Source organism: Cloacibacillus sp. An23 (assembly GCF_002159945.1).
In the GTDB taxonomy this organism is placed as follows: domain Bacteria; phylum Synergistota; class Synergistia; order Synergistales; family Synergistaceae; genus Caccocola.
In genome coordinates this window covers 61181-75584 of sequence record NZ_NFJQ01000008.1, presented here as the reverse complement: position 1 = coordinate 75584, position 14404 = coordinate 61181, and the positions used below count along the sequence as shown (strand labels likewise).

Below are 14404 nucleotides of genomic sequence, written 5' to 3'. Positions count from 1 at the left end.
AATTTTTATGAAAAAAATCAACAACTACAGCCCTTTATATTTCCTGCCGAGAGCGTCAGCGGCTATGATCGCGTTGTAGACGCTCTCTTTCGTCACGGCGAAATGCTCCTGATGGACGAGCGGACCGCCGGCCGTCTTTTCGGCTATCGCCATGACCTTGTCCGGCACCGTCTCAACGCCGAGGTCGGCCAGCGTCACAGGCAGGCCGATGGAGACCATGAAGCGCATCACTTTATCGACGGTCTCGGAGGGAGTGTTTTCCAGCACCATCTGGCAGACGATGCCGAACGCGACCTTTTCGCCGTGGAGATACTTGTGCGTCTCAGGCAGTACCGTAAGGCCCGAGTGTATGCCGTGCGCCGTAGCAAGGCCGGTGTTGAGGAAGCCGAGGCCGGAAAGCAGCGTGTTGGCCTCGACGACGTTTTCAAAGGCCTCCGTCACCACTCCGCCGTCGAGCGCCATAAGCGCCTTCTCTCCGTCCTCGAAGAGGATGTCCCAGCTCGCCTTGGCTATCGCCATGCCGGCCTTGCAGCGGCGCATTCCCGAAGCGATGTAGTTCGGCGAGTCGGAATATTCGCAGGCCTGCGCCTCAAGCCACGTCGCGAGAGCGTCGCCCATGCCGGCGACGAAGAGGCGGCGCGGGGCCTTGACGATGATTTCGCTGTCTACGAGCACGAGGTCGGCGTTTTTCTTCATCTTGCGCGAGCCTATATATTCTCCGTCCGGCGTGTAGACGACGGCGATCTCGCTGACGGGGGCGTCTGTCGAGGCCGAGGATGGCGCGATCACGACCGGGAGCCCCATCTCGTCTGCGCAGATCTTGGCCGTGTCCATCGTCTTTCCTCCGCCTACTCCGACGATGACGGCGGCGCCGTGCTCCTTCGCTATGGCGGCGATCCTCGCCGCCTCTTCGCTGCAGCACTCGCCGTTGAAAGAGATGGATACGAACTTCTGTCCGCTCTCGCCGTAGGCCTTTTCAAGACGCGCGTTGAGGTCCGGATAAAGGAATCCGTCTATCAGAACGCAGGCGTTTCCGTAAGGCGCGGTATATACCGGCAGACGGTCGAACTCGCCCGCCCCCTGTATATAGCGCAGCGGGCTTCCGAACGCTCTCGTCGCCGAACTCAGCATGACTTTCGAGTACACATCATTGGCACTCTGCCTCCCTTTTATTTTTTCGCGGACGCCCGCGCGGCTCGCTGCCTTTGCGGATGCCGTTACTTCATAAAAATTATTTTCAATACTATCGACACCACAATAGAACAAAAAAGCGCTCTTTACATATAATTCACCGCTTTTTATATTCCTCAGCACTAAATTTTATCCGATACGAGGCAAAAATCTATTGCTTTTTCCAACTGTCCTTCTGTCTCTTACGATTCGGATTATATAATACGTAAAAATTATTTTCAAGTCTTTCGTTACGTAGTTTGTACGAAAAGTATGCGCACCCGGCACAAAAGGCGGCGCGCTTCGGAATGCGCGCGGAGCTGCCGGCGCCGCGATGAATGGCGAAGAGGCGGTTCAGCGTTTCAGGAACAGGTCGATTATTTCTCGCAGGGCGGAGATTTTAAGGGTTTCTATAGGGTAGGTTTCTTTCGGGGTGCGCCGGCTTATTACGGCTCGCCTGAAGCCGAGGCGCGCCGCTTCTTTTATGCGCAGCGGCGTGCGCGCGCAGGGGCGCACTTCGCCGGCCAGGCCGACTTCGCCGATGAAGCAGACGTCGGCGGGAAGTTCCACGTCCGCGGCGGCGGAGGCGAGCGAGGCGCATATGCCGAGGTCCGCCGCGGGGTCCTTGAGTGTGAGGCCTCCCGCGACGTTGAGGTATACGTCGCTCGCGCGCGAACTTATGCCGCACCTGCGTTCGAGCACGGCGAGCAGTAATTGCAGGCGGTTCACGTCGACGCCGCGCGCGGTGCGCTTGGGGTACGGGAAGGGCGTCGGGCAGGCGAGCGCCTGTATTTCGGCGGCGAGCGCGCGCGAGCCCTCGAGCGTCATCGCTATCGAGACGCCGGAGCTTCCGAGGTCGGTGCCGTTCCAATAGAGGCGGCTCGGGTCGTTTACCGCGGAGAGGCCTTTGTCGGACATTTCGAATATCCCGAGTTCTTCGGTGCTGCCGTAGCGGTTTTTCTCCGCCCGCAGCAGGCGGTTCGGAGAGTTCTGCTCGCCGGAGAAAAGCAGGACGACGTCCACGAGGTGCTCGAGCAGCTTCGGCCCCGCTATCTGTCCCTGTTTGGTGATGTGTCCGACGAGAACGGTCGGTATAGAGCATCGCTTGGCGGCGTCCACGGCCATGGCCGCGACGCCTTTGACCTGGTTCGGAGAACCGGCCCAGCCGCTTTCGCTGTCGGCGCGGAAGGCCTGCACGCTGTCTATCACCATGAAGCCGTAGCCGTATTTTTCGGCGGCTGCGAGCGACGACGGGAGGTCGCTCTCGCAGAGCAGGTCAAGCCCAGGCGTCATGAGGCCGAGGCGCCGCCCGCGCAGCGCGAGCTGTCCCGATGATTCTTCGCCCGATATGTAGATTACGCGGGTTCCGCGCTTCGCCATTTCGGCGCATACCTGGAGCAGCAGCGTGGATTTCCCTACGCCCGGCTCGCCGCCCAAGAGCGTCACTCCGCCGCGCACCCAGCCGCCGCCTAGTACACGGTCGAGCTCGTCTATGCCGGACGGGATGCGCTCCTGCTCCTCCACATCGAGGCCCGAGATAGGCACCGCGGCCCTGACGGGCCCGCTAATCGGGCCATGCGCGGCGGCGGGCTGCGTCTCCTGCTCCAGCGTGCCCCACGAGCCGCATTTAGGGCATTTTCCCATGAAGGTCTGGCTCTGGTAGCCGCATTCGGAACATTTATAAAGCCGTATTTCTTTCTTCGCCATTTAAGCCTTTACCCCCAGGGCCACGATATGCGCCGCCCGCCTTCGCCGCGGAGCGCCATGCGTATTTCGTCGAAGGTCGGCGCTTCGAGCATCATTTTGGTGCAGTTGCCGCGCGTCATGGTGTCGAGCGTGTGAGAGTCCGACGAGCGTATGAAGGCGCGCCCTGGGTAACGCTCGCGCCAAAGGCGCGCCTCGTCGGAGTTGAGGCGGCGCGAGAGTTCGAACCCGTCCGCGGGATAGTCCTCGGGCATCGGGCCGAGCGCCGCTGTGTACGAGAAGGCCGGACGGTCTACGTGCGCGAGTATCGCTAGGCCGCCTAGCGACTGCGCCTTCTCCACTATCTGGTCTACCTCGTAGCCCGCGCCCTGTATCAGCAGTATTTCTTCTTCTTTGACGATGCCGTTCCCGGCATCGACGACTATCTGATAGCCGAAGTGCTCGACGTCGTTTTTTATCGGGCGTACGCGTTTCCACAGCCAGTTCTTAAATTCGAGCGCGAGCGGATACTCCGGGAAAACGCAGAGCGTGTGTATGTCCTCCGCGCTCTGCGCCTCGATGCACGGAAGCACGACGGGACAGCCGGGGCGCTCGCCGTTCTGCGCCGCCCCGGCTATTCCCGGATAGTTCTCGCATGTGTTGTGGTCGGCTACGCCTATCACGTCGAGGCCGGCCCCGCGCGCCTGCTCGACGATTTCCGGCGCGCCCATCTCGAGCTCGCCGCACGGCGAAAGCAGCGTGTGTATGTGGAGGTCTACCCAGAAGGGCTTCAGCAAGACGCGGTTATCCCTTCAGTCCCAGCCCCGCGAGCTTCACGCACGTCCCGTAAAGTGTATCCGGCACGGAAATTATCGTGATGTTCTCCGTCTTGCAGCGCTCTATGAGGTCGTCGGGAGCTTTGCGCCCCGCAGCTATGATTATGAGCGGGAGGTCTTTCAACACGGCGACGGCGGCGACGTTGAGGTGCGCCTGCACCGTCACCCACGCGGCCCCCTCGAGGGCCGTCCCCATCACGAAGCTCAGCAGGTCGCCCGCCGTAGCTCCGGTTATCTCACGCGCGCCGTCGCCCTCGCACTGTATCTCGCCGCCGAGCGCCTCGCATACTTCCTTTACGGTCATTTCGTTCCACTCCTTCTTTTAAGAGTCTGAGGCTGCGACTCGGAGAGGACTACTATCTTGTTCGCGAGCGAGGCTATCCCCTCGCGCAGCTTGAAGATGCAGTCCGTCACAGAGCCGTGCCCTCTCACTATTTCTTCCGCCATAGCCTGGCACGACGGGCGTCCGCACGATCCGCAGTCGATGTGCGGCAGCCCGGAATATATTTCTTTCATCTGCTGGAGCTTCACCATCGCCTCGGCGACGTTGTTGGAGAGCGGCAGCCTCGGCCTCGGCGAGTATTCCTTCGTAGTGGCCCAGAAGTCCATCGCGTTCAGCTCTTCGGCGCGGCGCAGGTTCTGCGGCGTGATGTTCCAGTCCGTCTGTATGCTGTTGAGCCTTAGGCTCGCGAGGAAGCGCGAATCCGCGGTGCCGACGCCGCCTACGCAGCCCGTGTCGCATGTGCGGCACTCGATGAAGTCCACGGAGCGCAGCCGCCCGAGCTCCAGCTCCTGCAGCACGTCTATCGTGTTCCTCATGCCGGAGACGGCGAGCATCGTCAGCTTCTTATCGGAAAACGCCTGTATGTGCTTCGACTCTCCGCCCCTGCGCGCCCACTGCACCCAGCGGCTCGCGCGCTCCTTCCTCGGGTGGTCGTGCGAGGCGGATACGTTGCTAGCCATTATGCTGCGCGCGACGCGGCGCACCGTGACGGCCGCGTCAAGCGGCGAATGTTCGCGGCCCAGCGGCTCGCGAACCATCGATATTTTAGACGAGCAGGGCGCGAGCAGAGTCACCGGAACAGAGCTGCTCGTGCGCATCTTCCATAAGTCGGCCGCTATCTCGAGCGGAGAGCAGACTGGGACGACGCGCGACAGAAGCTCGGGGAAGCGAGCCTGGATAAGCCGCAGCGCCGACGGGCAGTAGCAGGATATCAGCGGCAGAGACGAACGCGCCGTGCGCGCTATCATCTGAGCGGTAGCGGCGGCGGCCAGGTCGAAAGCCTCTTCGATCTCGTCTATAAGCGGCGTCAGCCCCATAGACAGGAGGACGGCCTCGAGCATCGGCGGGTCGGTGTAATGGCTGAACTGTGAGAAAAAAACTGGGTCAGTGACAAGCGGGACGCACTCGGCCTCCTTGACGGAGTTCCAGTCGTCCTCCTCTATGCCGAGCGCCTGCCTGTGGCACGAACGCAGACATTCGCCGCAGTCGATGCAGAGCTCCTCCATAATGCTTATCTCTCCGTCTACGATGCGGATGGCCTCGGTCGGGCATACGCGGATACAGTTCACGCATCCCTGGCAGGCCGCTCTTGAGATCTTAACGCTGTGGAGCATGTGACTCCCTCCTCCCGCGTCTAATTTTTATTGAAAAAGACGGTACAGGTCAGAGTCGTACCTTTCCCGACCTCGGATTCTATATTGAAAACGTCGCTGTTGCGTTTTATATTCGGCAGCCCCATACCGGCACCGAAGCCCATCTCTCTGGCCTGGTCGCTCGCCGTCGTGAAGCCTTCCGTCATCGCTTTATCTATGTCCGCTATCCCGGGGCCTTCGTCCTCCGCGATAAGCACGACGTGGTCTTCGAAAATATCCGCTTTCAGCACTCCCCCTCCCGCGTGTATGACGAGATTTATCTCCGCCTCGTAGGTGATTATCGCAACCCTGCGGCAGATACCGGAGTTTATGCCGAGCATTTTGAGGGTGTTTTTTATATTGTTCGAGGCCGCGCCCGCGACCATAAAATCGTTGCCCTCAATTCTGTATTCGAGACAGACAGGGGCTCCCATGGCCTAAATCTCCTGAATGTCGTGGCAGGGCTTCATGCCCTTCGCGAACAAAATGCCGCAGGCTTCGAACATACTGTACCGCGTCAGAAGTATCGGGATGCCGTTCTCACCGGCGAGCTGAATCGTCTCCTCGAGCGGCCTCTTGCCGCGCACGAAGACTATGGCGGGAATGTCCAGCATCTGCGCCGTGCGCACGATCTGGACGTTCGTCAGCCCCGTGAGAAGCAGCGACCCCGGCGTGCAGAACGCCAGTACGTCGCTCATCAGGTCGCACGCATAGGCGTTGTTGACAATAATGCTGTTAAGATCATCCGACGTAGAGACGTTTTTGGCATCCAGCAAAGATGCCAGCTCTTGCAAAGTCATCTTAATCCTGCCTCCTGAAAGCTTGTCGTATATGCTGACCCCAGAGTTCAAACTCATTGTGTAAAGAATAACAAAGAGAAGTGAGAAAAACAAGTGCGGATGCCGCTCATAAGAGGCGCGAGGGTATAATATATTAAGAAAATCATCGCGGGAAGTGGTCGTCAATGACGTCGTTCTGCATATCGGCCTGCGCTCTGCTCGCGCTCTTCTTCGCCGCCGGTGTGGCGATAAGCGGACGAGGCCCGAAAAAAGATTACAGCCTCGGCGGAAGGAAGGCCGGAGCCGCCGGTGTGACCGGCATACTGCTCGGCGCGCTTGTCGGCGGTGCATCCACGGTAGGCACAGTCCAGATGGCCTACAGCTACGGCATGACGGCGTGGTGGTTCACCCTCGGCGGCGGCATAGGCTGCCTGCTGCTCGGCCTGCGTTTCGCCGTCCCGCTGCGGAGGGCGCGCATAACGACGATAGCCGACTACCTCGGCGCGAGCTACGGAGGCGGACGCTGCGGCGGAGCGATAGAATTCGCCGCGACCGCGGCCTCCTCGCTCGGCACCTTCATCTCAATATGCGCGCAGTTCTTATCCTGCATCGCGCTGATCAGAGGCGTTCTGCCGCTTTCCGCACCATCGGCGGCGCTGGTCGCGGCCCTCTCTATAGGAGGCTTCATAGCCTTCGGCGGCATGAAAAGCTTCTCTAAGCTCGGAGAGGCGAAGATAGCCGTGCTCTACGCGGCGCTCACACTCTGCGCTTTCGCCGCACTAGGCGGCGGAGGGATGGCGGAGATAAGGCGGAGCCTGCCCTTCCAGCCGTGGTTCAACCCCTTCGGGCGCGGCTTCGTCCCTGAGGCCGGATATCTCGCCTCGATGATAGTCGGGGTATTCACTACGCAGATATACATACAATCCTTCGCCGCAGCTAAAAACCTGCACGCGGCGAGACGCGGCGCGTTCGCCTCGGCGCTGCTCATGCCGCCGATGGGGCTGCTCGGCACGGCGGTCGGCCTCTCCGTCCGCGCGCGCGGCGTTGAGGTGCGCCCCGACCAGGCGCTCTCGTGGTTCATCATGGACTCTTTTCCGCCTCTGCTCGGCGGCCTGCTGTGGGGCGCTATAGTCATAACAGTCGTCGGCTGCGCGGCGGGGCTGACGCTCGGCATCGCCACCAATATAGTGAAAAACCTCCTGCCGCGCGAGAGGCTGGCCCGCTATCTTGAGAAAACCGGTGGGAAAGGGCTCGCACCGTCGCTCGCGCGCGCAGCCGCATCGCTTACGGAAAAGCGCCTCGTCGCCGTCATGGCCGTAATCGCCGCGCTCATAGGCGCGGCGACGACCGGCACGATGATACTCGAATGGAGCTTCCTCAGCATGGGACTCCGCGGCGCGGGCAGCTTCATCCCGTTCGTCCTCGCCGTGCTCAGGCCCGGCGCGCTCCCGCCGAAATGGGCGCTCGGCTCCTGCTGCGGCGGCCTCACCGCGATGCTCGCGTGGGCCTTCGCACGTATGCCCGGCGACCCGCTCTTCGCCGGCCTCGCCGTATCGGCGGCCTTCGCCTTCTGCGGCCTGCTCTCGGCAAAAAGACACGTCCCGGCGAAGCAGCGGTGAACTGCAAAGCGCTCCGACGGCTAGCGCGGCGTGCTCACGCCGGGGATTCCGAATTGGCTCTCTATTACTTTGCGCAGCGGCATATTCACCAATGTAAGGAAGGGCTCGTACACCTTCCGTCACCTCGCGATGTACGCAAGGACTGAAGGCTTCGGACACGTGAAGTCTCGGAAGCTCGTAGTATTTTAACTTTTACATAAAAATACCGTCGTTCCGCGAATCTTCTGCGCGGAACCTCAGTCTTAAGCACCGAGGCTAAAGCAGAAGCGATATAGCCATAATATTTTAGATTACGTAGTACGTCGCTGATGGTCCGCAGAGTCTGCCCCGCTTCATCGGGCACACGGGCGTTGGGGGGGACGACATAGTTCTTATAAAAAGTTAAATGACTATAAAGCCGCCAGATTTCGCGTCAAGCGCGGAATGACGAGAAAAGCGGCGGCATCCCTGTGCATTATGGGCAACGTGCTGCTCCTGTTATAGATTTCGTGGCCTTTCATGTTTTGCGCGGCGGGATATTCATCGTCATGTGGGTATTTCTGACGAAGCCTGGCGCGGGGGCCGCGAAGGGACGCTGCGTCGTCTGGATTGCAGATTTAATGTAATTACGGAAAGGAGGCGCGCCGCGCTTTTCAAACGCGGAGCGCGGAAGCTTTATCTCTTGTACCCGATTATGTCGCGCAGCAGCGACACGCGCCACTCCGCGCCTTTTTCGTCTTCGACGCCCTTGGTGGGGAAGCCGTCGATGACGCCTATGACGCCGCGGCCCTGCGCGCTTTCGGCGACGAGTACCTGAAGCGGGTTGGCGGTGGCGGCGAATATGCGGCAGACTTCCTGCACGTCTTTTATTCTGCCCAGCACGTTGATGGGGTAGCCTTTGCGCATGACGATGATGAATGTATGCCCCGCGTTCATTTTCTGCGCGTTTTCTATCGCGCATTTTTCCATTTCCGCGTTGTTGCCGTCGTGGCGTATGAGGCAGTCGCCCGACGCCTCGCAGAATGCGACGCCGAATTCTATGCAGGGCGCGGCTGTCGCCATCGCCTCGTATATGTCTTCGACTGTTTTGATGAAGTGGCTCTGCCCCACTATGACGTTGGCCTCTTCGGGTATGTCTATCTGTACTGCGCTTATGTTGATGTTTTCTGCCATTGCGGCACCTCCGTTGTTGTTTTTGCGTCCGGCCTTAGTATAGCAAAACGGCGGCCCCTGCGGACCGCCGTTTTTTATCTTCTTTCCGGCGCGTTACTTCGCGCTCTTTTTGAGCTCGGTTATGACGTCGTTGGTGATGTCCACTCCGCCGTAGAAGACTACGCCCTTGTCCATGACGACGGTGAGTTTCTTCTGATTGGCGACCGTGCGCATGGCGAGGTTGATTTCCTTGAAGAGCGGCTCCATGAGCTTTCTCTCTTCCTGTGCGAGCTCCTGGCGCTTCGCCTGGTAGATGTCGGCTTTTTTCTTGTTGTCCGATTCTTTGTCGATGGCGGTCTGCGCTTCCTTCTGGAGCTTGTCGGTCACGTCGCGCACCTGGCGCTGCACCTGCTGGAACTTAGGATGCTGGAACATTACCTGCTGTGTGTCGATGGTGCCGACTACGTCCGCCGCGAAGGCGGAACCGGCGAGGACGAGAGCCGACAGAGCGGCTAACATTACCGTAAGCGTTTTTTTCAATGCCATTCAAGTTTCCTCCTCTTGAGTTTGAGGATAAATCCGCTATCCCCTCTCTGACTGACCCGAGTATTTTACCCCGTTTTCGTCTTTACGTCCACGTGCCGAACGCGGAGCGGGGCGCGCGGACGCCGCCGCGCTTTGTATTCCTGCACAATAGCGTCTCCCCGTTGTTTATAATAACGGAAAGATGTGGTAAAAATATGTAGATGCGAGTTTTTTACGCGGAGGGATGCAGGAATGGAATGTCTCGCAACTTTCGACACGACGCACATGGCGCTTTTCTTCGAGAAGGCCTGCCGCGCCGCCGGGCTCAACGTGAAGATAATCCCGGTGCCGCGCCAGATTTCCGCGAGCTGCGGGCTGGCGTGCAGTTATCCGTGCGGCGACCGCGGGAAGGTGGAGGCCGTCGTCGCGGACAAGGCTATAGAGGTCGCGGAGTACCACGAGCTCGCCTCCTAACGGGGCGGGCTTTTTTAATCTTCCCTGTCGGGCGGGTCTTCGCGGAAGTATTTGTGCCAGAAGAACCAGCTCATGAACCGCCATAGCAGGTAACCGAGGCAGACGACCGAGACGGATATCCAGAGCAGCCCGCCGAAGCTCGTGCCCGCGCCGCCGAGCAGCGCGCCTCCCGCGCGCCGCGCCTCCGCTCCGCCCGGGCCGAAGAATTTCCATATCCACGCCATCATTACGGCCGCCGCGAGCGCCGTAAGGATCATGTTCAGAGTTTTGCGCATCTTATTTCGCGCGCCTCCTTTCGATTATTCCGCTTATTATGCGTTCCGCGTAGAATTTGGCGATGCGGCGCAGCGATATGCTGTCGAAACGCCTTACGAGGCGTTCGCCGCGCTCCGTGCGCCTTATGGAGAATGCTCGGGATTTAGGAGAAAGCAGCACCTGAGTCGGGTAGAGGCTTCTGTGTCCGACCACTAGGTATGATACGGCGCAGGCGACGCCAGCGAAGGCGGCTATCTGCGCGCCGAAGAGCTCCATTGCGAAGAGCGTGCCGGATATCGGCGTGTTCGTCGATGCGGCGAGGACGGAGCAGACGCCGAGCGCGGCGCAGAAGGACGGGTCGAGGCCGAAGACGGCGGCGAAGAGCAGGCCGGCGGAGGCGCCGATGAAGAATGTCGGAGTAATTTCGCCGCCGCAGCCTCCCGCAGCCAGCGTTATGCCCATCGCGGCTATTTTGACGGCGAAGCCGAGAGGCAGGCTTTCGTCCCCCGCCACCATCGCCCATATAGCGTCGCTGCCGAGGCCGAGGAAATCGCCGCCGAACAGCATCCCTATGGCGAGCAGCAGGACCGCGCCCGCGAGCGGACGCTTCCACCCCGTAACGCCGAAGCGCGCGAACGCTTTTTTAGCCAGGTGGATGCCCTCGATGTCCGCTATCGCAATAACGCCGAAGAATATCCCTGCGGCGAGCGAAGAGGCGAGGGCCCACGGGCCGAGCTCGGGCACCGTGACGGTCACGCCGGACGCGTGGCCCGCGCCCATCGCGGCGGCCGTGAAATAGCCGACGATGCCGCTTATCAGCGACGGAAAAAGAACGTCGTAGAATATCTGTCCGACGAAGAGCACCTCGACGGCGAATATCGCGCCTGTGACTGGAGTGCTGAAGACGGCGCAAAAGCCCGCCGCGATGCCGCAGATTATAATTTTTTTCAGGTCGGATTCGTCGAGATCGAAGATTTTGCCGAGGACGTATGAGACGCCGGAGCCGATCTGCGCGCATGGCCCCTCGATGCCTACGGAGCCGCCCGACGCGATAGTCGCTATCGTAGCGGCTATCTTGACCGGCACGGCCTTCACGTCTATCACGGTGCGCCGTCTGTTGTGTATAGCGTCTATGACGGCCTCGGTACCGTGCCCCGCGGACTGCGGCGCGAGCAGCCGCACGAGGAAATAGCTGACAAACAGCCCAGGAAAGAGCAGAAGATGGCGGAAGCGTCCGAGCGCCGCGGCCTTGTCCATGCTCCAGCGCAGCGCGAGCAGAAAGCCGCCCGCGACCAGGCCGACGGCGAGCCCGGTGACTATCGCGATTATCACCCATTTCGCGACGGCGCAGATGAGCCACACCTCGTCGCGCACGATGTCCGCGCCGTCCGGCTGCTCCACGTCTATGCGCACCGCCTCCCCGTTTTCTTTATTTCCCGTCCCGTCCATTCTTCATCACCGGATTTTATTCTAGCATATCCGGCCATTAAATACTGTATAATATGCGCATGAGAGAACGCGCGTCTGAAATAGCCCAGAAAATCGCAAAATACCTGATATTCGCCGGAGTGCTGGCCTCGTTCGTATTCATAGGCTGGCGCATAGTCACTAAAGGAGAATACGAGCGGCGCGAGCTCGCGCAGTGCGAGGCGCTCGCCGTGAGCGCCGCTTTCGCGGCATGCGTGGCGCTCGACGAGCCGCCGCTCGCGGCCTACATCCGCGAGAACGGCGAGACCGTCTTCGTCATAGACCACATGAAGATGCCGGGGCACAACGTCGTCTCTGTGACGCTCTCGCCTGAGGGCGACGGCTTCTCCGTGCTCGCCCGCGCCGAGACCAACTGGAACTCGCGCAGCCCGCAGAAAGCAGAGTTCGCGCTGAAAAAAACCGCCTCCGGCACGGACTTCCCTAAAAACGGCATGGCGAAGGCCTTCCTGGCCTCGGCGTCGTACGACGGCCGCGAAGACGCGAAGCGGCTGACATTTACCTTCCCCCACGAAAGAAAATGCCCCGTCCCCTTCGACGTAATCGCGATAAAGGCCGACGGGCTGCACAAGACGCCGCTGACCGTGCTGGTGCCCCGCTGAATAGCGCCGAGGCGCGAATCAAAACAGCTTGGTTATCTGATAGCAAATCTGCGGAAAAACGGAAGCCGCCATTAGCATCCTGAATATCTGCATGACGACCAGCGACGGGCTGTGAACGCCTATGTCAGCCGAGATGAGCGCCATATCGCTCGCTCCGGCTGGGGGCACCATCAGCATCGCCTCCTTGAAGGGTATCCCGAATTTCTTGCAAAGCAGATTGCCGGCGGCGTAGGCGTTCAGCATATACGCCGCGACGATGATAACGGCAGGGACGACAAGCTGCGGAATGTCACGCAGCGCCTCCGCGCCGATCGAGCATCCGATATAGGTGCCGGAGAGCACCTGCGCGAAACGCTTGAACCGCTTCGGCAGAGCGGCTGGAATACCGAGCAGCTTCAGCGCGAGCGTTCCCGCGATAGAAAACACCAACGCCCCTGCCGGGACATGGAGCTTCAGCCCCGCGAAGCCGCAGGCCGCCGCCGTAAAAAACGCCGCCGCTACGGACAGCGGCGTGAGCGTGGCCTTTTCCTCCGGCTGCGCATCGGGCTCTGCCGCGGCCTCAGCCGCTCCGCCGCGCTTCCTCGAATACATCCACGCTATCCACGCCGGGAAAAAGCCTATTCCCATACAGAGCCGCACGAACTGAAGCACGACGACTTCGGCCACGTCCGCGTGCATGTCGAAGGCTATCAGCGGCACGTCGCTCATGCCGCCGGGGACGGCGCTGAGCAGCGCCGTTATCGCGTCGAGCGAGGTGAAGGAGTAGAGCGCGAGGCCGAGGATCATATCGAGCGCGAGGAAGGACAAAATCACTACGGCGGCGGGCGCGCGCATACGCTTCAGCGCCATGATGTCGCGAACGCTCACGGAGCACCCGATGAAGGCCCCTGCCGAAACCTGCGCGACGAACTTAGCCGCGAAGGGCATCTCCGCGCGCCCCGTGGCAAGCGAAAGAGCGACAGTGCCGCAGACCGCGCCTATAAGCATCCCGCCGGGGACCTTCATCTTGAAAAACAGCAGCGCGGCGGCACCCCCCGCGCAAAATGTCAGAAATATATTTATCATAATAAACCAATACCATTTAATTTCTAAAAATGTAGCCTTGCTTACCTTAACGGCAACTATTTACATTATATAGCCACGCCAATGGAAATTTAAGCATTATATGGTAAATTTACTCTCTTTTTTTATAAAAAAGAGAGCTTTACATAAAAGCTCTCTACAAATCGCCATGCTAAAAATTAGCGTTCGCTATTAAGAAATAACATAGCAATATTATATTGAAATTTTCTACATAATATACAATAAATGTTTATTCAACGATTGCTAATACTTTTCCGGCAGACACACGTTCTCCGGGATTGACCTTAATTTCTTTCAACACGCCATCAATCGGTGAAGGGACTAATTGTTTCATTTTCATAGCCTCCATAACAACTATTACATCTTTCACCTTTACGGTATCCCCAACCTGTTTTTCGTACCTTACGACTTTTCCTGGGACTCTTGACTTAATTTCCATGTAAATTCCTCCTGTGAATTTAGAGTTTCTATAATGTTTTCTCTATTGAACAGCCGAACGTCACATAAGCTTTTGCCTAATAATGTCTGGCTTCCAATAAACAGCTCATCCGCTTTGATTCCATATCCATTTCTTAACTGGACTTCAGCATCAATTTTTACCCTATGTTTCTGACCTATTTGCGCCAAAACAGTATACGTTTCTGTAAGGTCACACAAAGTCTGTCCCTGTATAATAAGATCCAAATCTGAATTGCCGTCTGTATAGCAATATCCCGTGACGATTTCCAGCGCAGCAGAGCCAATAACACCAATGTGCCCCTTTTGAGCTTCTAATAAAAGCGACACATCCTTTAGCGCTGCCATACAGCGACTTTCTACCTGATATTCACAATACGGCAAAATATAAGGAGAAATCACACCGAGAATCTCATTGGGATATACAATATTCGCTATACGTAAACGACTATCGGACACTCTCCATGGATATACAAAACCGACATTTACTTCACCATAAGCACTTATATCCCCGCGTCTTACGATGCCTGGCACATATCCGTTATGATATCTTGCGAGTATAGTCGCTTTTAAGACATCCATAGAAATGCTTTCCGCCTTCGCCATCAAATCAAAAAATATCCTAGCCCTCCCTTCAAAAGAGATGTCCAGCATATCGTGCCGTTTATATA

General features: G+C 58.7%; 17 protein-coding genes. 3 read left to right on the top strand and 14 right to left on the bottom strand.

The window, feature by feature from the left end; translation table 11 throughout:
• Window positions 1-24 precede the first annotated feature (24 nt).
• From B5F39_RS09055 to B5F39_RS09025, 7 genes are all read right to left on the bottom strand, one after another.
• Window positions 25-1146 carry a glycerol dehydrogenase gene (locus B5F39_RS09055; RefSeq protein WP_204245084.1) on the bottom strand — a complete coding sequence of 374 codons (1122 nt, stop codon included), beginning with the start codon at window positions 1144-1146 and terminating at the stop codon, window positions 25-27.
• 378 nt (window positions 1147-1524) lie between these two features.
• A complete protein-coding gene (radA, locus tag B5F39_RS09050) occupies window positions 1525-2877 on the bottom strand; it encodes a DNA repair protein RadA (protein ID WP_087366315.1) in 1353 nt (450 codons plus the stop codon).
• Between the two features lie 8 nt (window positions 2878-2885).
• Window positions 2886-3650 (bottom strand): histidinol-phosphatase, encoded by a 765-nt coding sequence (locus B5F39_RS09045; protein ID WP_087366312.1) that lies wholly within the window; start codon window positions 3648-3650, stop codon window positions 2886-2888.
• 7 nt (window positions 3651-3657) lie between these two features.
• Window positions 3658-3993: a serine kinase gene (locus B5F39_RS09040; protein ID WP_087366310.1), complete on the bottom strand. Its 336-nt coding sequence runs from the start codon at window positions 3991-3993 to the stop codon at window positions 3658-3660.
• A complete protein-coding gene (locus B5F39_RS09035; RefSeq protein WP_087366308.1) occupies window positions 3990-5306 on the bottom strand; it encodes a [Fe-Fe] hydrogenase large subunit C-terminal domain-containing protein in 1317 nt (438 codons plus the stop codon). The genes B5F39_RS09040 and B5F39_RS09035 overlap by 4 nt, the downstream gene beginning before the upstream one ends.
• Before the next feature lie 20 nt (window positions 5307-5326).
• The gene (locus B5F39_RS09030; protein WP_087366306.1) at window positions 5327-5758 is read right to left on the bottom strand and encodes an ATP-binding protein; all 432 of its coding nucleotides are present in this window, start codon (window positions 5756-5758) and stop codon (window positions 5327-5329) included.
• A gap of 3 nt (window positions 5759-5761) precedes the next feature.
• Window positions 5762-6124: a DRTGG domain-containing protein gene (locus B5F39_RS09025; RefSeq protein WP_087366303.1), complete on the bottom strand. Its 363-nt coding sequence runs from the start codon at window positions 6122-6124 to the stop codon at window positions 5762-5764.
• Between the two features lie 164 nt (window positions 6125-6288).
• On the opposite strand from B5F39_RS09025, the gene B5F39_RS09020 reads away from it, so the two are divergent.
• Window positions 6289-7722, top strand: coding sequence for a hypothetical protein (locus B5F39_RS09020; RefSeq protein WP_087366300.1), 1434 nt, complete (start codon window positions 6289-6291; stop codon window positions 7720-7722).
• Window positions 7723-8376: 654 nt separating this feature from the next.
• Here the strand turns inward: B5F39_RS09020 and B5F39_RS09015 are convergent.
• On the bottom strand, window positions 8377-8874 hold the full coding sequence (locus B5F39_RS09015) for an adenosine-specific kinase (RefSeq protein ID WP_087366298.1): 498 nt from the start codon (window positions 8872-8874) through the stop codon (window positions 8377-8379).
• Between the two features lie 93 nt (window positions 8875-8967).
• Window positions 8968-9399: an OmpH family outer membrane protein gene (locus B5F39_RS09010; RefSeq protein ID WP_087366295.1), complete on the bottom strand. Its 432-nt coding sequence runs from the start codon at window positions 9397-9399 to the stop codon at window positions 8968-8970.
• Window positions 9400-9630: 231 nt separating this feature from the next.
• On the opposite strand from B5F39_RS09010, the gene B5F39_RS09005 reads away from it, so the two are divergent.
• Window positions 9631-9852 carry a DUF3343 domain-containing protein gene (locus tag B5F39_RS09005; RefSeq protein ID WP_087366293.1) on the top strand — a complete coding sequence of 74 codons (222 nt, stop codon included), beginning with the start codon at window positions 9631-9633 and terminating at the stop codon, window positions 9850-9852.
• A 14-nt stretch (window positions 9853-9866) separates the two neighbouring features.
• Here B5F39_RS09005 and B5F39_RS09000 read toward each other — a convergent pair whose 3' ends face one another.
• Window positions 9867-10127, bottom strand: coding sequence for a hypothetical protein (locus tag B5F39_RS09000; RefSeq protein WP_087366290.1), 261 nt, complete (start codon window positions 10125-10127; stop codon window positions 9867-9869).
• Window position 10128: 1 nt separating this feature from the next.
• Complete coding sequence (locus B5F39_RS08995) at window positions 10129-11556, bottom strand: chloride channel protein (RefSeq protein WP_087366288.1); 1428 nt, start codon at window positions 11554-11556, stop codon at window positions 10129-10131.
• Between the two features lie 59 nt (window positions 11557-11615).
• Between B5F39_RS08995 and B5F39_RS08990 the strand changes: the two genes are divergently transcribed.
• Window positions 11616-12194: a hypothetical protein gene (locus B5F39_RS08990; protein WP_143330705.1), complete on the top strand. Its 579-nt coding sequence runs from the start codon at window positions 11616-11618 to the stop codon at window positions 12192-12194.
• Between the two features lie 18 nt (window positions 12195-12212).
• Here B5F39_RS08990 and B5F39_RS08985 read toward each other — a convergent pair whose 3' ends face one another.
• The 3 genes from B5F39_RS08985 to B5F39_RS08975 all read right to left on the bottom strand — a co-directional run bounded on the left by B5F39_RS08985 (window position 12213) and on the right by B5F39_RS08975 (window position 14387).
• On the bottom strand, window positions 12213-13280 hold the full coding sequence (locus tag B5F39_RS08985; RefSeq protein ID WP_255376025.1) for an AbrB family transcriptional regulator: 1068 nt from the start codon (window positions 13278-13280) through the stop codon (window positions 12213-12215).
• Window positions 13281-13506: 226 nt separating this feature from the next.
• Window positions 13507-13716, bottom strand: a complete 210-nt coding sequence (locus B5F39_RS08980; protein WP_087366280.1) for an acetyl-CoA carboxylase biotin carboxyl carrier protein subunit — start codon at window positions 13714-13716, stop codon at window positions 13507-13509.
• The gene (locus B5F39_RS08975) at window positions 13680-14387 is read right to left on the bottom strand and encodes a phosphoribosyl-dephospho-CoA transferase MdcG domain-containing protein (protein ID WP_158096006.1); all 708 of its coding nucleotides are present in this window, start codon (window positions 14385-14387) and stop codon (window positions 13680-13682) included. Before B5F39_RS08975 ends, B5F39_RS08980 begins: the two co-directional genes overlap by 37 nt.
• Window positions 14388-14404: the final 17 nt, after the last annotated feature.